This is a genomic window from Acinetobacter sp. LT1, from assembly GCF_059800965.1.
In genome coordinates, this window is sequence record NZ_JBBAXE010000009.1 from 156025 (window position 1) to 179050 (window position 23026).

Consider the following 23026-nt stretch of genomic DNA (forward strand, 5'->3'; position numbering starts at 1 on the left):
TTATTGTGACTATTTCTTAGTTATCTCCTTACCTTAAATAATTTTATAAGTCTTGACCATTATCCTATTGGATAAGTTTTGTTAATTGCCTAATCATTAAGATAAGACATCTTGTCGGCTGAAAGGCTTTGGCACTTCTTCTCCAAAATATTGTCGATCAGCAAAATAGCTAGAACGAACCATAGGTGCGCTCCAAATATTTTTAAAACCTAATCGCTTACCGTGTCGGGTATATCGTTCAAATTCTTGTAAATTTACAAACCGATGAATAGGCGCATGTGATTTTGAAGGCTGAAGATATTGACCAATCGTGACAAGATCGACTTGATAGTCTTTTAAATCGTTGAGTAGGGCAAGCACTTCGGCCTCAATTTCTCCTAATCCAACCATCAGGCCAGACTTGGTTTTGATATCGGGACAATATGCTTTAAAGCGTTTAAGTAATTCTAGCGAATGTTGATAATCTGAACCGGGGCGCATCGCTTTATATAAACGAGGAACCGTCTCAATATTATGATTAAACACATCTGGAGGCGATAAGCTTAGAGTTGAAAGTGCTGTCTCTAAACGACCGCGAAAATCTGGTACTAAAATCTCAATCAATGTTTCTGGACAACGTTTTCTAATTTCTTCAATACACTTTACAAAATGTGCAGCGCCGCCATCATGTAGATCATCGCGGTCTACAGAGGTAATCACGACATACTTTAAGTTTAGATTTGCGACTGTTTCTGCCAAATGCTTAGGTTCATCTTCATCTAGCGGTTTTGGACGACCATGAGCGACATCACAAAATGGGCAGCGACGAGTACAAATATCGCCCATAATCATAAATGTTGCCGTACCTCCACCAAAACATTCCGGTAAATTTGGACACGCCGCTTCTTCGCAAACACTGTGTAACTTCTGTTGGCGCAGTAAATTTTTTATGCGTTTAATTTCTTCAAAATCGGTTATTTTGGCTCTAATCCAATCCGGTTTAGTGGGTAACTCTTCTGTAGGTAAAATTTTAATCGGAATGCGAGCAACTTTATCTGCTCCTCTTAATTTAATACCAGTTTCTATTTGCCTTTTTAAGTCCATATATAAAATTCCATTTTATATTAAATAATTTTCAACTAGACTCTATATAATAAAAATCCTTATAATTTAAATAAAGGACATAGAGTTTATTAATGAGCGTAGTATACAGCTAATATTATAAATTAATAAAGGTTGGTTAAAGGTTTGTTTCACAAGCCAATGAAATGTATTAAAATTTTTTAATTTTATTTTTGCTGTACAAGTTTTTGAAAAATAAAAAATAATATCCATAAAAACCATTTAAAACTTTTTAGTCTAATAGCATATTAAATTAAATTGAGTTTTATTATTTATAGCGAAACATATAACTCTCGCTGAAACTTGGTTGATTTTTAATAATCAAGATAATAAAGGAAAAGGATATGCAATTAACGGAAGAGCAATTACTCGCAGCATATAAACGCATGCGCGATATTCGTGAATTTGAGGATCGACTTCACGAAGAAAATACCAATGGTGATATTCCTGGCTTTATTCACTTATACAGTGGTGAAGAAGCTGTAGCAGTTGGGATTTGCGAAAATTTAACCGACAAAGACTATATCACTTCAACACACCGTGGACATGGACACTGTATTGCAAAAGGCTGTGACATTCACGCCATGATGCTGGAAATTTTCGGTAAAGATGACGGGCTATGCCGTGGAAAAGGCGGTTCTATGCATATTGCCGATTTAGATAAAGGTATGCTCGGTGCCAACGGGATTGTGGGTGGTGGACCTCCTTTGGCTATTGGTGCGGCGTTGACAGCGAAAACCTTAAAGACTGGTGGTGTCGGACTGTCTTTTACAGGTGACGGTGGCTCAAACCAAGGCCTTACTTTTGAAGCGATGAATATGGCTGTTGTGCTTAAACTTCCAGTAATTTTCGTTTTCGAAAATAACGGTTTTGGTGAAGGTACTGGTCATGATTACGCTGTAGGAAGTAAGGACATTGCTGGTCGTGCAGCAGGTTTTGGTTTACCTGCAGTTAAAGTTGATGGGACCGATTTCTTTGCCGTCTATGAAGCCGCTCAAACTGCCATTGAACGCGCACGTCGTGGTGAAGGTCCAAGTGTCATTGAAACCATTACAAACCGTTTTTATGGCCACTTCGAAGGTGACCCTGGCTTGATTCGTTCTAAAGAAGAAGTCGAGTTCATCAAAGAAAATAAAGATCCTTTGAAAATTTTCCGCGAAAAAGTTAAAGGCAAAATTGATGAAGCCAAACTAGACGAGATTGATGCAGCTTCAAAGGCAAATGTTGATGATGCCGTTGCTAAAGCTCGTGCTGCGGCATACCCAAAACCAGAACAACTCCTTACTGACGTCTATGTCTCTTACTAAAGGAATAGTAAAGATGCCAAATAAAAGTTTTCGTAATGCAATTAAAGAAGCTATTGAATCAGAAATGCGTCGTGATCCAACCGTATTTGTTGTTGGTGAAGATGTTCGCGGTGGACACGGCGGTAAAAACACTGAAGAAAATCAGTTAGAAGGTTTCGGTGGTGTATTGGGTGTAACCAAAGGTTTATGGACAGAGTTTGGTTCGGAACGTGTTATTGATACGCCAATTACCGAGTCTGCAATTATTGGTATGGCCGCTGGTGCTGCGGCTACAGGTTTACGTCCTGTTGCTGACTTAATGTTTATGGACTTCTATGGCGTGTGTCATGACATGCTTTATAACCAAGCCGCTAAATTCCGTTATATGTTTGGTGGAAAAGCAAAAGCACCAATGGTTGTACGTGGCATGATTGGCGCTGGTTTTTCTGCGGCAGCCCAGCATTCTCAGTCACCATATAACGTATTTGCCGCGGTTCCAGGCTTAAAAGTTGTGGTTCCATCTAGCCCATATGATGTGAAAGGACTGTTAATTCAGGCCATTCGTGATGATGACCCTGTAGTGTTCTGTGAGCATAAAATGCTTTATGACATTAAAGGTGAAGTTCCAGATGATGCCTATACCATTCCTTTTGGTGTAGCAAATTACACCCGTGAAGGGACAGACGTGACCATTATTGCTTTAGGCTTGATGGTACATCGTGCTAATGAAGTGGCAGACAAATTGGCAAAAGATGGTATTTCGGTTGAAGTGGTAGACCCTCGTACAATTTCACCTCTGGATGAAGAAGGAATTTTAGAGTCTGTTGCGTCGACTGGACGTGTGGTTATTGTCGATGAATCAGCTGCACGTTGTGGTTTTGGACATGATGTTGCTGCACTAGTTGCACAGAAAGGTTTCCACTATTTGAAAGCACCTATTGAACTCGTAACGCCACCACATACGCCTGTTCCATTCTCTCCAGTTTTAGAAAAAGAATGGATTCCAAGTGTAGAGCGTATTGAGCAAGCTGTGCGAAAAACATTGGAGGCTTAGGATGAGCGAAATTAAAACGCTGGAGATCCCAAAATGGGGATTATCCATGGAAGAAGGCACGATCGCCCAATGGTTGATTAAAGAGGGTGATAGCTTTAATAAGGGCGATGAGATTTGTGAAATTGAAACCACAAAAATCGTCAATGTATTAGAAGCGCCTTTTGCGGGAACTCTCCGTAAAATTTTAGCGAAAGATGGTGATACTTTACCTGTTGGTGGTCTTATTGCCGTATGTGCTGAAAGCCAAGTTTCTGATGCAGAAATTGAGCAGTTTATTGCATCACTAGGTGGTTCAGCAGCTAAAGCCCCTGAAGCACCTTCGGAGCAAAGTAAAGCAGAAACATCTGCACCTGTTGCTGAAAAAGCAGAACAACCACAGTCTGTAGCTGCAAGTGCTCCAGTTCCAGTAAAGACTGCTAAAGGTGACTACGCTGTACCCGAGTCATTACAAGGCTATCAAGCATCTGATGAGTTGTTTACAACACCGCATGCGTTAAAGCTTGCAGAAAAGCACAATGTGAACTTGGCAAAAGTCACAGGTTCTGGTCGTGAAGGACGTATTAGTGTTCAAGACATCCAAAAAGCTGTGCAAGCTGCTGGTGGTCAGTGGCCTGATGTTAAGCAACAAACTCAAGCTAAAGTAGTTAAATCTATGGCCGATGATAGCCAAGTTTTAGCGACACCTGTAGCACGCCGTTTAGCAAAAAAATGGGGCATTAACCTAAATGACTGCCGTGTTTCAGGTACTCGTGGCCGTGTCTGTAAAGAAGATGTTGAAGCGGTTTACTATCGTAATAATCCAACGTCGGTAAATGAACAATCTGTGCAATATGCAGCTCAACCACAATCGACCGTTACTACTGTCGCGATGAATGGTATGCGTAAGGCGATTGCTTCACGGTTACAGGCTGCAAAACGTAATGCACCGCATTTCCGCTTGGTGGTCGATCTCAACGTAGAGGCTTTGCAAAAACTACGTAAGCAGATTAATGAGGCTGTTCCACAAGTGAAACTTTCAATTAATGACATGCTAATTAAAGCAGCTGCTGCGGCACTAATTAAAGTACCTGAGGTGAATGTTCAATTTGATGAAGCGACTCAATCAATTTTACAGTTCTCTCAAGCGGATATTTCGGTGGCTGTAGCGATTCCAAACGGTTTAATTACACCCATTGTGAAAGCTGCAAATCAGAAGTCTTTAGCACAAATTTCTGATGACATGCGTGATTTGGCAACCCGTGCTAAGACTGGCAAGTTACAACCTGAAGAGTTTCAGGGCGGCAGCTTTAGCATTTCAAATTTAGGAATGTTAGGCATTAAGCAGTTCGACGCCATTATTAATCCACCGCAAGGTGCAATTATGGCATTAGGTGCTTCTGAATCACGTGCTGTTGTTGAAAATGGCAATGTAGTGGTTCGTGAGATTGTCACAGCGACGTTGTCATGTGATCACCGTGTCATTGATGGCGCAGTTGGGGCGAAATTCTTGGCCAGCTTTAAGCAGTTTGTTGAAAACCCTGCTTTAATTTTGGTGTAGGAGAACCCGCATGTCAGAAGCTCAATTTGATTTAATTGTGATTGGCGCGGGACCGGGTGGGTATGTGGCTGCAATTCGTGCAGCCCAGCTCGGGTTAAAAACCGCAATTGTAGAAGAGCAACATTTAGGTGGAATTTGTCTAAATTGGGGCTGTATTCCAACTAAAGCTTTGCTTGCAGGTGCAGAGCTCGCAACCCAGTTTAAACATGCAGGACAGTTTGGTTTTCAGGTATCTCAACTCGATTTTGATATTCAAAAGCTTGTGCAACATAGCAGACAAGTGTCAGCTCAATTAGTACAAGGTATCGATTACTTACTGAAAAAGAATCAGGTCACTGTTTTTAATGGTCGTGCTCAGCTTACGGCTAAAGAAAAAATTGAAGTGACCGATGCTCAAGGTAAAAGTCAGGCTTTGAGTGCGCCACATATTATTTTGGCAACTGGAGCTAAAGCTCGACATGTTCCTCAGCTTCCTGTCGATGGAACATATGTGTGGAGCTATAAAGAAGCGCTTGTACCAGAGCAATTACCAAAAAGTTTACTGGTTGTGGGCTCGGGAGCGATTGGCAGTGAGTTTGCTAGTCTTTATCAAGACTTGGGGTGTCAGGTCACTCTTATTGATTTAGCCAAGCAAATTTTACCAACCGAAGATGCAGAAGTTGCTCAATTTGTCAGAAAGCAATTTGAACAAAAAGGAATGAAAGTCTTAACCGATGCTGTGGTTCAAAGTATTCAAATTGAAAATGGTCAAGTCCACTGTGTGGTTGAAACGGCAAATCACGTTCAAACGCTTGTTTTTGACCGTGTGCTTTCGGCAATTGGTGTACAGCCGAATACCACGGGGCTAGGACTTGAACGTTTAGGTGTAGAACTCAACCCACAAGGTTTTGTGGCAATTGATGACTATTGTAAAACCAACGTAGCAGGGCTTTATGCGATTGGTGATGTGGCTGGAGCACCGTGTCTTGCCCATAAAGCAAGCCATGAAGGCATGATATGTGTCGAGAAAATTGCTGGCGTAGCAAACGTACATTCACTTGATCGTAGCCAGATTCCGGGTTGTATTTTTACTCATCCACAAGTGGCGAGTATTGGTTTAACGGAAAATGCAGCAAAAGCTAAGAATCTACCTATACGTATTGGTAAGTTTTCTTTAACTGCAAATGGTAAAGCTTTAGCAATTGGAGATGCGTCAGGTTTCGTTAAAACGGTGGTACATGCAGAAACGGGTGAATTACTTGGTGCACATATGGTAGGCCATGAAGTGACTGAACATATCCAAGGCTTTGCGATTGCCAAATATCTAGAAGCAACTGATGAAAGTTTAGCTCAAGTGATTTTCCCACATCCAACCTTATCAGAAGCTATGCATGAGTCCATTTTGGCCTCAATGCAACGAGCGATTCATATGTAGAAATTCTACATTTACAGGAGTTGAACATGGTTAAGGGATTAAAAAATAAAGTCGTTTTAGTGACTGGGGCAGCTCAAGGCATAGGCCGTGGGATTGCCCTGCGCTTGGCGCAAGAAGGGGCACATATTGCATTAGTTGATATGAAACAAGATCGACTGAATGATGTGCAGCAGGAAATTCAGGCTTTAGGTGTAAATGCGAGCACATTTATTGCTAATGTAAGTGACCGCGAGCAAGTGTATGCCGCTATAAATCATGCTGAGCAGACACTTGGTGGGTTTGATGTCATGATTAATAACGCTGGAATTGCACAAGTTCAAGCGATTGCGGATATCACACCTGATGAATTCCAAAAAATTGTTGATATTAATATTGGCGGCGTGCTGTGGGGAATACAGGCTGCTGCTGCAAAATTTAAGCAACGTCAACATAAAGGAAAAATCATTAATGCTTGTTCAATTGCAGGCCACGATGGGTTTGCTTTACTCGGTATTTACTCGGCAACCAAATTTGCGGTACGAGCACTTACCCAAGCTGCGGCAAAAGAATATGCCAGTCACGGTATTACGGTAAATGGATATTGCCCCGGAATTGTCGGAACTGATATGTGGGTTGAAATCGATAAACGTTTTGCTGAAATTACCAGTGCCGCAATTGGTGAAACTTATAAAAAGTATGTGGAAGGTATTGCTTTAGGTAGAGCCCAAACACCAGACGATGTAGCAGCATTAGTTGCTTTTCTGGCAAGTGAAGATTCGGACTATATTACGGGTCAATCCATTTTAACAGACGGCGGAATTGTCTATCGCTAAAACAACATCCTGATTTGAGGGAGATAATAATGAAAGCAGCGCGTTTTTATGACAGAGGCGATATTCGTATTGAAGATATCCCTGAACCAGAAGTGACTCCCGGCACTGTAGGCATTAAGGTAGCTTGGTGTGGAATCTGTGGTACAGATTTGCATGAGTTTATGGAAGGGCCAATTTTTATTCCACCGTGTGGACATCCACATCCTATTTCAGGTGAATCTGCGCCGATTACCATGGGACATGAATTTTCAGGTGTAGTCTATGCAGTTGGTGAAGGTGTTGATGATATTGAAATTGGTCAGCATGTAGTCGTAGAGCCTTATATTGTGGCCGATGATGTACCGACCGGACCGGGCGATAATTATCATCTTTCCAAAAATATGAACTTTATTGGTTTAGGTGGGCGTGGTGGTGGTTTGTCGGAGAAAATTGCAGTTAAACGCCGTTGGGTGCATCCAATTTCCAATAAAATTCCACTGGATCAGGCGGCCTTAATTGAACCGTTATCGGTAGGTCATCATGCCTATGTGCGCAGTGGTGCAAAGGCTGGTGACATTGCACTGGTTGGCGGAGCCGGCCCAATTGGTCTATTGCTTTCGGCAATTTTAAAAGCGAAAGGGCTTAAGGTCATCATTACTGAGCTAAGTGCAAAACGTAAAGAAAAAGCCAAAGAGTCGGGTGTTGCAGATTATATTTTAGACCCGTCAGAAGTTGATGTTGTTTCTGAGGTCATGAAAATCACTAATGGCGATGGTGTCGATGTTGCATTTGAATGTAGTAGCGTTAACAAGGTATTAGATACTTTGGTTGCGGCAGTGAAACCAACAGGCGTTATAGTTATTGTTTCGATTTGGAGCCATCCAGCATCAATTAATGTGCATAGTGTAGTAATGAAAGAGCTTGATGTACGAGGCACAATTGCCTATGTAAATGACCATCAAGAAACTATTAAACTGGTTGAAGAAGGTAAAATAAATCTGGAACCTTTTATTACGCAGCGTATTCAACTTGATGATTTGATTTCACAAGGTTTTGAAACCTTAATTCATAACAATGAGTCAGCCGTTAAGATTATCGTACATCCATAAATAGACACTTAAGCCTATAAAAAAAGAGCGATGATTCGCTCTTTTTTTTATTAAAGTAAATTGTTGTTTTTGGCTTCAATAATAGGGGGTAATGGCTGCCCTAAAGAGCTTAGAGACTCACGTTCAATCAAACGCACAATAGAATCGAGCGGTAAATCATTTTCTTGCAAACCGAAAGGTTCTTCAATTTGAGCACTTAGGGCATCTAAACCTAAAAACATATAAGCGATTAAACCCACAATAAGTGGTGTCCAAATGCCTAAAGCTGCTTCAAGGCTAAACGGTAATATGAAACAGAAACAATAAACGGCACGGTGCAAAAGTACTGAATAAGAGTAGGGCAAAGGCGTCCCAGCAATTCGGTCACAACCTGCTTGGATATTACCTAGCTCAACAATATGTCGATTTAGCGTGCTATAGATAATGTCACTAATTTCACCATCTTTGAGTATTTTAACTAAATCTTTTTGAATATTTTCGAGTACAAATTGCGGCGCATTAATATGCTCATTTAAATAATTAAGTGAAGAGTTATTTAAATAGGCATGTTCAAGAAATTTTGTGGGTTCGACTGTTTGTTGACGTAAACGATCACGCAATAAATTACTAAAAATTAAGACCTGATGGATTAAATGTTCACGTTGTTCATTAGATAAAACATGGCTGTCTCTGACAATATGTCTGGCATTGGCAATTAAAGCCCCCCAGAGCTTGCGGCCTTCCCACCAACGGTCATAACACGCATTATTTCGAAAACCCGTACAAATCGAAAGAATCACACCAAAGATGGTAAATCCGATCGCGGGTACGGTAGGAATTTGAATCCAATGATAATAAGAGAGCCAGACCACACATGCTGAAATAAGTACAACAAAACTCAGTGCAGGCAAAACCTTCGGCAAAATTGTTCCTTTCCAAGCAAATAATAATTTAAATACATTGCTTTTATCACGGACAATCATATAAAGCCTTTGAACTAACGAACCTAACCAAGTGCAATATGATACGCCTTAGATGAGCTAAATACCTAGCTAAAGCTTATGCTTTTGTCTGTATCGCCAAAGAGTAGTACGGCTAATACCAAAAATATTCGCGACCATATTCAAGTTATGGTTATATTTTTCTAAAGCTGCTTGTACATTTTCTGGACTAAGCTCTGTATTTGTCTCGGGTAATTTAACGTAATCCTCCGCATTTAAGAGTTCATTTGGTAAGTCTTCGACTTCAATTTCATCTTTACCATTTGCCATGGTTAAAGCATAAAGAAGGGTGTTTTTAAGCTCACGAACATTTCCTGGCCAGTCATAGTTCAATAAAATTTGCATGGCTTTTTGATTAACATGGCGAGGCATTGTGTCGAGTTGAGTGGAGCTTTCTTTTAAAATCTGATCGACAATAAGAGGAATATCGACTTTTCTCTCTCTGAGTGGTGGTATAAAAATTGGAATTACGCGTAAACGGTAGAGTAAATCATGACGGAAACGCCCAGCCTTAGCCTCTTCGCGTAACGCCTTATGCGTTGCAGTGATAATACGGACATTGGCTTGAATTGGTTTTTCACCACCTACAGGAGTAAATTCACCTGTTTCTAACACCCGTAATAATTTAGCTTGAAGCTCTAAAGGAATCTCGGCAATTTCATCTAGAAACAGTGTTCCACCTGCGGCACGTTCAAAAACGCCTTTATGGTCACGAATTGCTCCCGTAAAAGCACCTTTCACATGCCCAAAGAGTTCACTCTCTAAAATATTAGAATTTAAAGCTGCACAGTTAATCGCTACAAAAATCTTATTTTTACGTTGGCTATAATCATGAATTGCTTGTGCCACAAGTTCTTTACCACTACCAGATTCGCCGCGGACGAGCACAGGAAACTCAGTAATTGCCACTCTTTGAATAATTGAAAACATGCGAGTCATTTCTGGTGAACAACTATTAAAAACTTTAGCCAAGTCTTGCAATTGTTCTGTTAGCTCTACTTGATCAGCAATATCATTCTCTATGCTAACGGGCTGTAGAATATGCAATTTCCCGATAATGCGATGCTCTGCGATGTAAATATCATTTTCCTGATAGATGAATCGCTTTCTCATTTTAGGAGTATTGATTTCAAGATACTGATTATGATGATCTTGAGTAAGCGCTGCCATACTCTCTACAGAAATATCGTCTGTATTAAATTTATAGTGAATTGCTTGAGTCGTTGTATCTGCTAAAAAAAGACTCGCATTTGGGAATAAAGCTTTTAATTGCTCAAATAAAATAAAAAAATCTTGTTCTGACTCAAAATTTAACTTTGCCATTTCATATGTTTCACAATCGTTTCATTGAAACATACTTGAGTTTCATAGGAACATCAAGCTGCGTTTGTTTTCTAACTTTAATTTCATTTTTTATATTAAGTGTTTGATTCTTATATTTATTATTTAATTTTAAATAATTGGCATCTTATTTGCAAAATATAGGAAAGAAATAAATTATTGGGGTATAAATCATGTTCTTTAAGCAGTTTTTTGAAAAAGAAAGTTCGACTTATACATATATGCTTGGGTGTGAAGAAACACGAGAGGTTGTTTTAATTGACCCAGTCGCATCAGATATAGCGATTTATACAAAAGAATTAGAGCAGCATCAATTTACGCTCATCTATACCTTAGATACCCATGTTCATGCAGACCATATTACCGCTGCGAATTTGCTTCGGGAACGTCTCGATTGCAAATCGGTTTTACACCGTAATTCAGATGTAAGTTGCGGAGATATTTTAATTACAGATGGTTGCATACTTAAAGTTGGCAACCTCAGTATTGAAGCACGTTATACACCAGGTCATACCAATGCTTGTACGAGTTATTTGGTTGAAAACATTGTTTTCACTGGTGATGCATTATTAATTGATGGGTGCGGTCGAACTGACTTCCAACAAGGTAATGCAGGCACACTTTATGACAGTATTCATAAGCAACTTTTCAGCCTACCTGACGAGACTATTGTGTATCCAGGACACGACTACAAAGGTCGTTTATCTTCAACGATTGGCAATGAACGTTTAAATAACTCACGTTTAGGTCAGAATCGTTCAAGAGACGATTTTATTAAATTGATGAATAATTTAAATCTGCCATACCCAAAACAAATCGATAAAGCACTTCCTGCCAATCAGGCTTGCGGCTCAATTTCACAATTATAAGGTGGCAATATGGAACTTAAACGAGTTAATCAAGATTTTTATGTTGCTGGCCAGATTACTGCCAACGATATTGCAAAAATTGCAGCCCAAGGAATAAAAACTCTGATATGTAACCGACCAGATGGAGAAGGTGCAGATCAACCCAATGTGATTGAAATTGAAGAAGCAGCTCAGCGGCATAGCCTAAACGTAATCTATCAGCCTGTGACCAGTGGCAAAATTACCGATCAACAAGTTACCGAGTTTAAGCAGCTTTATCAGAATGCTCAGAAGCCCGTTTTAGCATATTGTCGCTCTGGTATGCGTGCAATCAGTTTGTGGGCTTTGGCTGAAGTTGAGCCAAAAGATACAGCGCTGTTAGTAGAAGCGGGTAATAAGCTTGGGTTTAATTTGAAAGGCTTGGTGCCACGTATTTTAAAACGTGATCATGAACCAGCGACAATTCCTTCTTATAGCGTTGTGATTGTGGGCGCTGGAGCAGCTGGAGTTTCTGTTGCATCAAGCTTACTGTCTCGGGAACCTCATTTAGATATTGTCATTATTGATCCGGCAGATACCCACTATTATCAACCGGGCTGGACCATGGTTGGTGGCGGTATTTTCAAACCACAAGTAACCGCACGGTCAATGGCAAGTGTGATCCCTTCAAAAGTGAAATGGATGAAAGCAGCTGTTGCCGGATTCGACCCTGAGCATAATCAAGTTATTTTGGAAGGATGCCAACCCATTCAATATAAAGCTTTGGTCGTCTGTCCTGGTTTAAAACTGAATTGGCATGGAATTGAAGGTTTAGTCGAAACCTTAGGGAAAAATGGGGTGACGTCTAACTATCGTTATGATTTAGCGCCGTATACATGGGAATTGGTGCAACAGCTAAATGGTGGAAAAGCAATCTTTACCCAACCGCCTATGCCGATTAAATGTGCCGGTGCTCCTCAAAAAGCGATGTACCTTTCAGCCGATTACTGGTTAAGACAAGGCAAACTCAAAGATATCTCTATCCATTTTTATAACACTGGCGCTGTTTTATTTGGTGTGAAGGAATATGTACCTGCACTAATGCAATATGTCGAAAAATATGGCTCTGAACTGCATTTTAACCATCAACTTGTCAAAGTAGATGGGCCTGCAAAAAAAGCATGGTTTAAGGTAGTGAACAATGAAAATGCAGCATTGGTCGAGACTGATTTCGACATGTTGCATGTTGTTCCACCGCAACAAGCCCCAGACTTTATTCGTGCCAGCACACTCACTGATGAAGCAGGCTGGGTGAGCGTGAATCCTCAAACCCTACAACATACACAGCATGCCAATATTTTTGCTTTAGGTGATGTGATGAATGCGCCTAATGCCAAAACTGCTGCTGCGGCACGAGCACAAGCTCCTATCGTTGCAGTAAATGTTCTCGCACAACTGAACGGTGAGCAAAATTTATGTGAATACAACGGCTATGGCTCATGTCCACTTACTGTAGAACGTGGAAAAATCGTTCTGGCTGAGTTCGGTTACGGCGGCAAATTACTCCCAAGCTTTCCGAAATGGGTGATTGATGGGCAAAAGCCATCTCGTTTGGCATGGTTACTTAAAGAGCAGATTTTACCGCCGATTTATTGGCAAGGCATGCTCAAGGGCCGCGAGTGGATGGTCAAACCTGAGCGAGGTTAAGCAAAGCAACGCTTTGTACGAGCGCAAGACGAGAACTATGTTCGAGTTAAGAGGTTAAACAAAGCAACGCTTTGTACGAGCGCAAGGCGAAAGCTGTGTTTGAGCGGAAGAGGATAAGCAGAGATTAATAATCTTTACTCTAAGAAGCGACTAAAGCTTCGCAGATTTATTCACTCATTAACCAGCAGTCTACTGCAAATAATGTATATGCAATTTTAGGCTTTTGATATGTTATTACTTGTCGTTGAAGGCATCGTGATTGGTTTTTTACTTGGTCTTACTGGTGCTGGTGGGGGTATTCTTGCTGTACCCGCGCTTATGACCAGTCAAGGCTGGAGTGTGGCGCAAGCTGCACCGATTGGGTTGTTGGCGGTTGCGCTATCTACTCTCATAGGAACCATTGAAGGCTTATTTAAAAAGATTGTGCGTTATCGCGCTGCAATCTGGATTGCCCTAATTGGTGCTCCTATGGCACATATCGGCATTTTAATAGCTAACACGATTTCACCTATTTGGCTCATGTTAATGTTTAGCTTGGTCATGTTTACAGTGGGCTATCGACTTATTAGTAACCGAGTATCAGACTTTCATAACCCGCCGTGTCAGGTTAACCCAAGTACGGGGCGCTTTATCTGGAATTTTAAAACGGGAAGCGTTCTTGCCAGCATCGGAATTATTGCTGGGCTTTTAACAGGCATGCTAGGGGTTGGTGGCGGCTTTGTAATTGTACCAGCGCTTAGAAAAGTCACAAATTTGGATATGCATAGCATTGTGGCAACGTCACTTATGATTATTTTTCTCATTAGTGGAGTGAGTATTGTGATGCATATTGCAGAGGGTTTTCACTATCCAGTAGGCATTACTAGTGCGTTTGCGCTCGCATGTGCAGTTGGTATGTTATTAGGGCGCAGAGCTATTCGTTTTATTCCGTCTGCAATTGTGCAAAAAGTCTTTGCTTTAATGGTTTTTGCTGTCGCAATTTATATGGTCATTAAGATAGTTAATCTAACAAATATCTAAGTAATATAGTATTTTAACTATCTCTGTAGTTAGCAATTTTCCAAAGACGAGATGTTGAAATTCTCTTTGGAAATTTGATTTAAACCATATAAATTTTTGAGAAAGTGATATGAAGCGAGTTAACTTGGCAATTTGCGGTTTTGGACGGATTGGACAACAAATTGCAGAGCTCCTTTTAAATCGAACGACCTACTATAAACAAAAATATCAAATTGATGCCCGTTTAGTGGGTGTCTGTAACTCATCGTCAGGCTTAATTGATCAAGAAGGTTTACAAGCTTCAAAGTGGCTAGATAAAACACAATATCAAGCAGGCCTAACTGAGCAGAAGTTTTTAGAACAGGTTCAAGCAGATGTCATTATTGAGACAGGGCCAAGTGACTATGTAACAGGTGGAAAAGGCCTCTTTTATTTAGATTATGCTTTAACACATAGCATGAATGCGATTGCGGTATCTAAAGGTGCTTTAGTCGTAGATGGTAAAAAATTAGTTAACTTGGCACCTCAGCACAATAAAAAACTATTTTTTAGCGGTGCAACAGCTGCTGCCTTACCAACTGTTGATTTGTTTGAATATAACTTAGGTGGCTGCCAAATTTTAGAAATAGAAGGTGTGTTTGTTTACAGGCACCACGAATTTTATTTTGAATGATATGTTGCAACATGAATGTGCGTTTGCAGAATCTCTTGAAAAAGCTCAAGCAAAAGGTATTGCAGAACCTGACAGCTCTTTCGATGTAGATGGATGGGATACTGCTGCCAAAATTACGATACTAGCCAATACTGTTTTGGGGGCTGATGTAAAAATTCAAGATATTCCAAGACAAGGAATTAGTCATGTGACTGCCGATCATATTCGTGATTGGAAAAAAGAAAATATAATTCCTCGTCTGGTCGGTTTTATTCATATTAAGAATCAGCAAATTCAAACCGGTGTTGAATTAAGATTAGTTTCAGCAAATCATCCTTTTGCTCATCTGCAAGGTTCCAATAAATGCATTCGGGCGTTAACGCAAGAAATGGGGGAATTTGTTGTCAGTGGAGGGGCATCTGCGCCTTTAGCCACAGCAGCCGCGGCTTTAAAAGATTTTGAGTTGATGCTTAAAACGGGCTGCTAGAGATGAATTATTACTTATAAAAAAAGCAGGCTTTTAGGCCTGCTTCTCACAATTTTTTTGACTATTAAATAACTTTTTTCCAATTTCTAACTTACTAAACATTAAGTAGTTACCAAGTAAGATTAATAAAATTCCAAATACAGCATTTATAGTCCATACATATCCTTCAAAGAATGTAGAAACTGTTAGAGCAACTAAAGGGAATAGCAATGTGCTATACGCTGCTTTGGCTGCGCCAATTCGTCCAACAAGAGAAAAGTAAGCAGAGAACCCAATAACCGTACCAAATACAGCCAAGTAAAGTACCGAGCTTAAAAATGGGAAATTCATTGGAGGCATTAAATCTAGGCCAGTAAATAAAGCTAGACTTAACATCACCAATGCCCCATAAGTCATGGCATAACAATTTGTTGAAAAAATATTTAGGCCACGTTTTTGGTGTCTAACACTAATCATGTTCCCTAAAGAAAAACCGTAAGTGCCTACTGCACACAGACCGATACCCATCAATAACTGTGCATTAAACTGACTATTAATCAGGTCATGCCAGAACAGTAAAACAATACCTATGAGCCCTAAAATTGCGGCTGGGGCAAAGTTTGGCGATGGTTTTTGCTTAAAAAAGATAAGTGCATTAATAGCATTAAAGAAAACAGCCATCGAAAAAATGACAGACTCTAAACCACTGTTTACATATTTAACGGCGGTATAAAAACAAATAAAGTTTAGGCCGAAAACACAAAGGCCTTGCAGCATACAGAACAAATGATCTTTTAAAGCAATCCGCTGTAATTTTCCTGAAAATAGTAAAACAACCCACAGTAATAAGGCTGAAATAGCAAAACGCCATAAAATTGCGACAACGGGCGTTGCATAGTGGCTTTGAACGGCAATTCCAATCCATGTTGTTCCCCAAATCAACACCACCGCAACATAGAGTAAAATATTCATAACTTCATCCTCGATTACCAAGCTTAAGTATCTAGGAATGCTTCATTTTTCACGTATATATTCTTGTGTTGCACATGCAAGATCTTGCGTTTTTTATAGATCTAAACTAGCTGAATTTTGCTGAATATGGTTAACTTAAGCTCAATGATATTCGTTTTAATTTTGCATGGCCTATCAAACTTTAGAACAGCTACAGCAATCTAAAGCCAAGCTTCACGAAACTGTGGTGCTTGATGAGAATATGCAACTTGCATTTTGGTCTAATCAGAAAGATCGTGTAAGTGTCTGTAGCGATCACCACACTTTAAGTCTCTATATTCAAGATGGCTATGAAAGCTATCAAAAAACCCCTGCAGGCTGGAAAAACGGCGGTGGGCCGGGGCGTTTTTGCTTATTGCCTGAGCATCAGGAGTCGACTTGGGACATACGTGGTGGGCTTAAATTCGTTCACTTGTATTATACCGACCAACATTTGCGTGATGTTGCCGAAAAAATATGGGACAAAGAACCTAATCAAATTGAACTAAACGAAGTTGTTTTTAACGATGACGAAAAGATTCGAGCGCTTTATCAGTTTTTCTTGCTAGATTGTGATTGGAAAGATTCAGCAAACCATTTACAAATGAGTACAACTGCCAGTTTATTGCTGAACCATTTAATTCGAAGATATAGCAGTGTTCAATGGCAACAACCTACTATCAAGGGTGGGCTCGCTCCTCATAAACTCAAATATATTCAGGACTGGATTGAAGGGCATCTAGATCAAGCACTTACCTTGTCTGATTTGGCGAATGTTGTGAATTTAAGCGAATACCATTTTGCTCATATGTTTAAACAGTCCATGAATATGGCACCTCACCAATATGTCATGCAAAGACGCTTAACCAAGGCCAAAGGGCTAATTCAGTCATCTCAGCTTTCTTTGCAAGATATTGCCCTAGTATGTGGGTTTAGTTCAGCAAGCCATTTAAGTCATCGCTTTAAACAATTTTATGGCATAAGTCCTTCGCAGTTACGTTAAGTATCTAATGTAATTGGTTTATCTTGAGCTGCATCAAACGCAGCTCTTGCCGCATCAATATCCGCAATATGCTGCTGAGCCCATTGGCCTAAAGCAATTACAGGTTCTGTAAGTGAATGGCCCAATGGAGTTAATTCATATTCAACATGAGGTGGAACTACAGGATAAACCGTACGTTTAACCAATCCATCTCTTTCTAAACCACGCAAACATAAGGTAAGCATACGCTGTGATATTCCATTGATACTTCTTTTAATTTCAGAAAAGCGATGAGAACGTGATGCAAGTGTCATTACAATGAGTATACTCCATTTCTCTCCAACTCTAGCCAACACTTGACTGACTCTTTGACAATCTGAACTTTGGATATCGTGAGGTATGGTTACAGTCATATTACTTGGTTCCCTAAATGTGCCTTCTTGTGCATCAGAATAATAGTAGTAACATAATTAGTTCAAGTAACAATTTTATACTGTAGGTATAAACGATGAAACTACTTCAAATTGACACAAGTATTTTAGGTGAGCAGTCTGTTAGCCGCCAACTCACCTCATCTGTTATTGGAAAGCTCAGCGCAGCTTATCCTGATGCAGAAATTATTCATCACGATTTTGCTTTAGAACCAATTCCTCATTTGTCTGATGCTGAGTTTTTGGCATGGCAAGGTGTTGAACCTAATAATGAAATAGCGCAGCAACATGTTGCACGAAACACCCAATATTTGGACGAGTTCTTATCGTCAGATATCGTTGTAATTGGCGCACCAATGTACAACTTTAGCTTTCCATCACAGTTAAAAGCGTGGCTTGACCGTCTATCTGTTGCTGGAAAAACATTCCGTTATACGGAAAACGGCCCTCAAGGTTTAGTAGAAGGTAAACGTGTGATTATTGCTTCTTCGCGTGGCGGTGTGTACTCAGAAGGTTCACCAGCCGAAGCTTTAGACTATCAAGAAACTTATATCAAAGCGTTTTTCAATTTTATTGGTGTGACTGATATTACTTTTGTGCGCGCGGAAGGGATCGCTTTCGGCCCAGAAGCACGTCAAGCTGCCTTAGATAATGCAGCAGCACAAATCGCACAATTAGCAGGTTAAAAATATAAACAGCCGAACAGTAAAGAAACTGTTCGGCCTTATTGAAATTTTGATTTTAAGAAATCAATAGGATCAGTAAATAATTAGAAGAAAGCGACAGCGAGCCCAACCAGTGCCGAAGCAAAAATGACATATAGCACATTAATGTTAAATCGGAATAAAGCAATAAATGCAGCAACAGTAATGAAGGCTGCAACAATATCAAAATGCCCTGAAAAACCTTGTGGCCATAACACATGATAACTAAAAAATAGTGCGAGATTTAAAATTACACCGACCACAGCAGCGGTAATTGCAGTGAGTGGCGCAGTAAATTTAATTTCATTATGTGTAGATTCAATAATGGGTGCACCCGCAAAAATAAAGACAAATGAAAAGAGAAAGGTAAACCAAGTCACAATGACCGCACCAAGTGCTCCAGCAAAAAATAGATGCTCAGAGCCAAGTAGTGAATGATTAACGCCTCCTAAAAAGCCAACAAAGGCAACTACCATAATCAGTGGACCTGGTGTAGTTTCACCTAAAGCTAAACCATCAATCATTTGTGTAGGTGAAAGCCATCCAAAATGATTTACAGCCCCTTGATAGACATAAGGTAAAACCGCATAAGCCCCCCCAAACGTAAGTAAAGCAGCCTTGGTGAAGAACCATGCCATTTGAGTATAAGAATGATGCCATCCAAAATATGCGCCTAAAGCTAAAATTGGCAATAGCCATAAAGCGATTGCTACAAAAATAAGTTTAGCTAAACGCAACCAATGGAATTTAGCGTGCTCTGGTGTTGGAGTCTCATCATCAATAAATGCTGGACCATAATCCTTTTGACTGGCTTTATGACCAGCTGCTGAGGAAAATAGTTGTGGGTACTTTTTACTGGCTAAATAGCCAGCAATACCAGCTGATAGCACAATAAGCGGGAAAGGAAGCTTTAAGACAAAAATGGCAAGAAACGCAGCAATTGCGACGAACCATAAAAATTTATTTTTAAGCGAACGGCTTCCTATACGGTATGTTGCATGGAAAACAATTGCGGTAACGGCAGGCTTAATTCCGTAAAAGATACCTGCAATAACGGGAACATCTCCAAATTTTATGTAAACCCAAGACAGCCCAATTAAAATAAATAAGGAGGGTAATACAAATAGAATACCTGCAACTAATCCTCCAGCAGTTCTATGCATGAGCCAACCAATATAGGTTGCTAATTGCTGTGCTTCAGGGCCGGGTAACAACATGCAGTAGTTCAAGGCATGCAAAAATCTTTTTTCGGATATCCAGCGCTTTTGTTCAACGAGTTCCTGATGCATCACAGCGATTTGTCCAGCTGGCCCCCCAAAGCTAATAAAGCCGAGCTTAAGCCAAAATAAGAAGGCTTGCCACAAGGTGACTTGAATAATACTTTCAGGTAAAGGGGATTTTTCGTTTTCCATTTTTTATCCCATCAAAAAATTGATTCATACGGATCAAGAACATCAAAAACTAGTAACTTTTAGTTAATTGAATAAGTTAGATGTGCTAGGCAGCTATAGCATACAGAACAAAAATGACTTTCTTATTATTTTAAAAAGATATTCTTCTAAAAAATCTCTAGAAGAATATCTATCTTTTACTTTTTAATGATCATGTTCTAAATAATCTGGTTTTTTCGGAAGCGCAAGGCTACATAAGAAGCAGATAATCAGCATGACAATCACATATATAAAGAAGGTGTTTTCAATTCCGGCAGCTTTGAATTGTAAGGCAACTGAAGGTGCAGAACCACCAAACAGCGCATTGCCTACTGCATAAGAGAAACCTACACCTAAAGCTCGCACATGAGGTGGGAACATTTCAGCTTTTACCAAACCACTGATAGATGTATAGAAACTGAGTAACATCATCATAAAAATAAGTAGCAAGGCAATAATGATCGGCGAATCAATATAGGCACGCATCCCGATCACCATGACGGGATAAATAAAAATCGCAGACAATAAGCTAAATGCCAACATTGAAGAGCGTCGCCCAATACGGTCTGAAATTGCACCAAATATAGGTTGAGCACACATATAGACAAATAGGGCAAAGGTCATGATATAACCAACGGTTTTTCCATCCATCCCTAAGTTGGTTAAATAGGTTTTTGAATAAACAGTCTCTACATAAAACGTTAATGAACCAGCAGAAGTGTATCCAACCACTAATAAAAAGGTTTTCCAATGTTTCTTAAAGAGTTCTCTTAAGCTACCAGACTCTTTTCGTCCGCTATCTTGATGAGAAAGAGTTTCTTCTAAGCGACTACGTGCAAGCAAAGAAAAAATTGCTGCAATACCACCAATAACAAACGGAATACGCCATCCACCATCATGTAATTGTTGTTCACTTAAGAACGTTAATAAAATTACACCAAGTAAGCTGGCAAGTAATTGACCACCAGAGAGGGTGACATATTGGAAAGACGAGTAAAAACCACGTTGGCCTTTTAAGCCTAATTCACTCATATATGTTGCTACTGCACCATATTCACCACCAACCGATAAGCCTTGAAGTAAGCGCACTACAAGTAAAAGGAAAGGGGCAAATAAGCCAACTTGGTCATAAGTAGGTAGGGCTGCAAATAGAAAAGAACTCAAAGCCATCAGACAAATTGAGATGACCATCGACTTTTTTCGACCATGCCGGTCTGCAATTCGTCCAAATACCCAACTACCAATAGGACGCATAAAAAAGCTTGCAGCGAATACGCCCCACACATAGATAGATTTAGTCGTACTATCCATATCAGGTGCTGTTAGTGCTTGAGTAAAGTAGGCAGCAAATACTGCATAGATATAAAAGTCGAACCATTCAACTAAATTACCAGAGGCTGCGCCTACAATCCCACGTATTCTGCTACGTTTTTCTTCCTGAGTGTATGTCATATTTCTTCCATCATTTTGCAGACAAAAATGAGGAATTTTTAGATATGCTGGATAGAAAATAGAATGAAACTTTAAATATCACTCAATCCTGAGCACTTCCTTAAATTCCTAACCATTCATTTTTTCTAATTTTAAAATTCGTTTCTAGTAAGATTACGTCCTTTTGTTCGATTTAAAGATAATTTTACCAATGATCGAACACTTCCTTTCATTTAACTTAATAATTAATTCTATTTAAAATCAGTGAGCTAATTTACAACGGTACTTTTCTATTTTATTTCTCCTTTTAAGTTTCATTTCGAGCTTAAGTTTATTTTGAATATTTGGTAATACTTAAAAAGTTATAGCGTCAATTCCTAATAAAATAAATGAAATTTATATAATGATAAGTTCATAAAATTTGTATCAAATACACTTAATCGAAAAAGTACAGAATGTATTGTTTCTCAATATATGTAGCTGTATTCTTGCGTGGCTAAAAATAGACTCCGCACTCATTTCTAGCGCTTTAGAATTATGCACGGTATGGCAGGTAGTTATTCAATGGAAAGACGTTCGTTAAATCTTCACTTCATGACATGCTCTAAAACAGCATTGGCTTCATCTATTGTACTCATAACATCTGTCGTCTATGCAAATGAAGCGGAGGTTTCGCAGCTCCCAACCATTACTGTGAACGCTACACAAAATCATGATGCACTATATACGTCTAAAAAAGTTAATTTATCTGGTTTTCAAACTGGTGATGTAAAGAAAGTTCCTGCATCTATTACCACCATTACATCTGAACGCATAGCAGACCAACACGCAAAAACTTTAACTGATGTTATTAAAAATGATTCATCGTTAGGGGATGGTTACGCTGCAATTGGCTACTATCCAAACTTTGTAGCACGTGGTTTTGCGCTTGATTTAGGCTCAAGTTATCTCATTAATGGCCATAATATACGTGGCGAACAAAATGTGGCTTTAGAAAATAAAGAACAAGTTGAAATTTTAAAAGGCATTTCTGCTATTCAAAGTGGAATGTCGACACCGGGTGGTGTGGTTAACTATGTAACCAAAAGACCTGCCGATATTAAAACTATTACGGTCGATGCAAATTCAGAAGGCGGCTATACACTGGCAACAGATGTTGGCGGCTTTATTAATGATAGTTTTGGTTATCGAATCAATTTAGCCCATGAAAGCATCCATCCAAATGTTGATCACGCAAATGGTAAACGAGAGTTTGGTTCAGTTGCTTTAGACTGGAAAATTAATGAGCGTTCTAAATTATTGTTTGATATTGAAGCTCAGCATCAAAGTCAACGTTCAGTACCAGGTTATCAACTGCTTGATGGGCAAGAAGTACCAACAAATGTAGATCAAGACCGTTTATTGGGTTACCAGTCTTGGAGTAAACCTGTTGTAAATAACAGTGTAAATGCAAGTTTGAAATATCAATATGCATTTAATGATCAATGGAGTGGTAGCTTAAGTGCATCGCAAAGCCGTGTTGTAATTGATGATAATAGTGCTTTCCCATGGGGATGTTATAACGATATTTGTTCTGGTTTGGGCAATACTTTTGATAAACACGGAAATTATGACATTTATGACTTCCGCAGCCCAGATGATACACGTATTACTAACCAGTTCGCTGCTGGGTTAAATGGTCAATTAGAGGTGGATCAGGAAATTTGAACAACACTTATAAGTGATATTTTGCTCCCCAAATGATGTTATAAACATCAATATATGGAGTATTTTATGGCACGTAGACCAAGAAGA

18 protein-coding genes and 2 pseudogenes are annotated in these 23026 nt (G+C 39.6%); 13 read left to right on the plus strand and 7 right to left on the minus strand.

Features of this window, described 5'->3' with window-relative positions; translation table 11 throughout:
• Positions 1-96 precede the first annotated feature (96 nt).
• Positions 97-1083 (minus strand): lipoyl synthase, encoded by a 987-nt coding sequence (gene lipA / locus WBW42_RS11155; protein ID WP_032057480.1) that lies wholly within the window; start codon positions 1081-1083, stop codon positions 97-99.
• 362 nt (positions 1084-1445) lie between these two features.
• Between lipA and WBW42_RS11160 the strand changes: the two genes are divergently transcribed.
• From WBW42_RS11160 to WBW42_RS11185, 6 genes are read left to right on the plus strand one after another with little or no spacing between them, the layout of a single operon-like run.
• On the plus strand, positions 1446-2408 hold the full coding sequence (locus WBW42_RS11160) for a thiamine pyrophosphate-dependent dehydrogenase E1 component subunit alpha (RefSeq protein ID WP_001177517.1): 963 nt from the start codon (positions 1446-1448) through the stop codon (positions 2406-2408).
• Positions 2409-2421: 13 nt separating this feature from the next.
• Entirely contained in the window at positions 2422-3441 is a 1020-nt protein-coding gene (locus tag WBW42_RS11165; protein WP_032057479.1) for an alpha-ketoacid dehydrogenase subunit beta, read from the plus strand.
• Position 3442: 1 nt separating this feature from the next.
• The gene (locus tag WBW42_RS11170) at positions 3443-4978 is read left to right on the plus strand and encodes a dihydrolipoamide acetyltransferase family protein (RefSeq protein ID WP_032057477.1); all 1536 of its coding nucleotides are present in this window, start codon (positions 3443-3445) and stop codon (positions 4976-4978) included.
• A gap of 10 nt (positions 4979-4988) precedes the next feature.
• Positions 4989-6392, plus strand: coding sequence for a dihydrolipoyl dehydrogenase (lpdA, locus tag WBW42_RS11175; RefSeq protein WP_032057476.1), 1404 nt, complete (start codon positions 4989-4991; stop codon positions 6390-6392).
• Between the two features lie 26 nt (positions 6393-6418).
• On the plus strand, positions 6419-7204 hold the full coding sequence (locus WBW42_RS11180; RefSeq protein WP_032057475.1) for an acetoin reductase: 786 nt from the start codon (positions 6419-6421) through the stop codon (positions 7202-7204).
• Between the two features lie 29 nt (positions 7205-7233).
• The gene (locus WBW42_RS11185; RefSeq protein WP_000642319.1) at positions 7234-8292 is read left to right on the plus strand and encodes a 2,3-butanediol dehydrogenase; all 1059 of its coding nucleotides are present in this window, start codon (positions 7234-7236) and stop codon (positions 8290-8292) included.
• Between the two features lie 50 nt (positions 8293-8342).
• Here WBW42_RS11185 and WBW42_RS11190 read toward each other — a convergent pair whose 3' ends face one another.
• A complete protein-coding gene (locus WBW42_RS11190) occupies positions 8343-9254 on the minus strand; it encodes a bestrophin family protein (RefSeq protein ID WP_000637008.1) in 912 nt (303 codons plus the stop codon).
• Positions 9255-9323: 69 nt separating this feature from the next.
• Positions 9324-10595 (minus strand): sigma-54 interaction domain-containing protein, encoded by a 1272-nt coding sequence (locus WBW42_RS11195; protein WP_032057471.1) that lies wholly within the window; start codon positions 10593-10595, stop codon positions 9324-9326.
• Positions 10596-10786: 191 nt separating this feature from the next.
• Here WBW42_RS11195 and WBW42_RS11200 point away from each other — a divergent pair, with 191 nt between their 5' ends.
• From WBW42_RS11200 to WBW42_RS11215, 4 genes and pseudogenes are all read left to right on the plus strand, one after another.
• Complete coding sequence (locus tag WBW42_RS11200; protein ID WP_032057470.1) at positions 10787-11482, plus strand: MBL fold metallo-hydrolase; 696 nt, start codon at positions 10787-10789, stop codon at positions 11480-11482.
• Between the two features lie 9 nt (positions 11483-11491).
• Entirely contained in the window at positions 11492-13147 is a 1656-nt protein-coding gene (locus WBW42_RS11205) for a bifunctional protein tyrosine phosphatase family protein/NAD(P)/FAD-dependent oxidoreductase (protein ID WP_032057469.1), read from the plus strand.
• Between the two features lie 228 nt (positions 13148-13375).
• On the plus strand, positions 13376-14167 hold the full coding sequence (locus WBW42_RS11210) for a sulfite exporter TauE/SafE family protein (protein ID WP_005076117.1): 792 nt from the start codon (positions 13376-13378) through the stop codon (positions 14165-14167).
• A gap of 109 nt (positions 14168-14276) precedes the next feature.
• Positions 14277-15285, plus strand: a pseudogene (locus WBW42_RS11215) (homoserine dehydrogenase).
• 33 nt (positions 15286-15318) lie between these two features.
• Here WBW42_RS11215 and WBW42_RS11220 read toward each other — a convergent pair.
• Positions 15319-16236 (minus strand): DMT family transporter, encoded by a 918-nt coding sequence (locus WBW42_RS11220; protein WP_163114488.1) that lies wholly within the window; start codon positions 16234-16236, stop codon positions 15319-15321.
• 166 nt (positions 16237-16402) lie between these two features.
• Here WBW42_RS11220 and WBW42_RS11225 point away from each other — a divergent pair, with 166 nt between their 5' ends.
• Positions 16403-17257, plus strand: a complete 855-nt coding sequence (locus WBW42_RS11225) for a helix-turn-helix domain-containing protein (RefSeq protein WP_032057468.1) — start codon at positions 16403-16405, stop codon at positions 17255-17257.
• Here WBW42_RS11225 and WBW42_RS11230 read toward each other — a convergent pair.
• Positions 17254-17649 carry a winged helix-turn-helix transcriptional regulator gene (locus tag WBW42_RS11230; RefSeq protein ID WP_005069321.1) on the minus strand — a complete coding sequence of 132 codons (396 nt, stop codon included), beginning with the start codon at positions 17647-17649 and terminating at the stop codon, positions 17254-17256. The genes WBW42_RS11225 and WBW42_RS11230 overlap by 4 nt on opposite strands.
• 95 nt (positions 17650-17744) lie before the next feature.
• Between WBW42_RS11230 and WBW42_RS11235 the strand changes: the two genes are divergently transcribed.
• Positions 17745-18353, plus strand: a complete 609-nt coding sequence (locus WBW42_RS11235) for an FMN-dependent NADH-azoreductase (RefSeq protein WP_017399574.1) — start codon at positions 17745-17747, stop codon at positions 18351-18353.
• An 83-nt stretch (positions 18354-18436) separates the two neighbouring features.
• Here the strand turns inward: WBW42_RS11235 and chrA are convergent, their stop codons facing one another.
• On the minus strand, positions 18437-19783 hold the full coding sequence (gene chrA, locus WBW42_RS11240) for a chromate efflux transporter (protein WP_032070421.1): 1347 nt from the start codon (positions 19781-19783) through the stop codon (positions 18437-18439).
• 183 nt (positions 19784-19966) lie between these two features.
• Entirely contained in the window at positions 19967-21253 is a 1287-nt protein-coding gene (locus WBW42_RS11245) for an MFS transporter (protein ID WP_032057466.1), read from the minus strand.
• A gap of 516 nt (positions 21254-21769) precedes the next feature.
• Between WBW42_RS11245 and WBW42_RS11250 the strand changes: the two are divergent.
• Positions 21770-22915: pseudogene (locus WBW42_RS11250) on the plus strand (TonB-dependent siderophore receptor); the annotation flags it as partial.
• Positions 22916-23026: the final 111 nt, after the last annotated feature.

Coding starts and splice junctions, on each gene's coding strand:
- WBW42_RS11200 (WP_032057470.1), top strand. CDS start 10,787: ATGTTCTTTAAGCAGTTTTTTGAAAAAGAAAGTTCGACTTATACATAT.
- WBW42_RS11225 (WP_032057468.1), top strand. CDS start 16,403: ATGGCCTATCAAACTTTAGAACAGCTACAGCAATCTAAAGCCAAGCTT.
- WBW42_RS11210 (WP_005076117.1), top strand. CDS start 13,376: ATGTTATTACTTGTCGTTGAAGGCATCGTGATTGGTTTTTTACTTGGT.
- WBW42_RS11165 (WP_032057479.1), top strand. CDS start 2,422: ATGCCAAATAAAAGTTTTCGTAATGCAATTAAAGAAGCTATTGAATCA.
- WBW42_RS11195 (WP_032057471.1), bottom strand. CDS start 10,595: ATGGCAAAGTTAAATTTTGAGTCAGAACAAGATTTTTTTATTTTATTT.
- WBW42_RS11205 (WP_032057469.1), top strand. CDS start 11,492: ATGGAACTTAAACGAGTTAATCAAGATTTTTATGTTGCTGGCCAGATT.
- WBW42_RS11235 (WP_017399574.1), top strand. CDS start 17,745: ATGAAACTACTTCAAATTGACACAAGTATTTTAGGTGAGCAGTCTGTT.
- WBW42_RS11160 (WP_001177517.1), top strand. CDS start 1,446: ATGCAATTAACGGAAGAGCAATTACTCGCAGCATATAAACGCATGCGC.
- WBW42_RS11190 (WP_000637008.1), bottom strand. CDS start 9,254: ATGATTGTCCGTGATAAAAGCAATGTATTTAAATTATTATTTGCTTGG.
- chrA (WP_032070421.1), bottom strand. CDS start 19,783: ATGGAAAACGAAAAATCCCCTTTACCTGAAAGTATTATTCAAGTCACC.
- lpdA (WP_032057476.1), top strand. CDS start 4,989: ATGTCAGAAGCTCAATTTGATTTAATTGTGATTGGCGCGGGACCGGGT.
- WBW42_RS11220 (WP_163114488.1), bottom strand. CDS start 16,236: ATGAATATTTTACTCTATGTTGCGGTGGTGTTGATTTGGGGAACAACA.
- WBW42_RS11230 (WP_005069321.1), bottom strand. CDS start 17,649: ATGACTGTAACCATACCTCACGATATCCAAAGTTCAGATTGTCAAAGA.
- WBW42_RS11185 (WP_000642319.1), top strand. CDS start 7,234: ATGAAAGCAGCGCGTTTTTATGACAGAGGCGATATTCGTATTGAAGAT.
- WBW42_RS11245 (WP_032057466.1), bottom strand. CDS start 21,253: ATGACATACACTCAGGAAGAAAAACGTAGCAGAATACGTGGGATTGTA.
- WBW42_RS11170 (WP_032057477.1), top strand. CDS start 3,443: ATGAGCGAAATTAAAACGCTGGAGATCCCAAAATGGGGATTATCCATG.
- WBW42_RS11180 (WP_032057475.1), top strand. CDS start 6,419: ATGGTTAAGGGATTAAAAAATAAAGTCGTTTTAGTGACTGGGGCAGCT.
- lipA (WP_032057480.1), bottom strand. CDS start 1,083: ATGGACTTAAAAAGGCAAATAGAAACTGGTATTAAATTAAGAGGAGCA.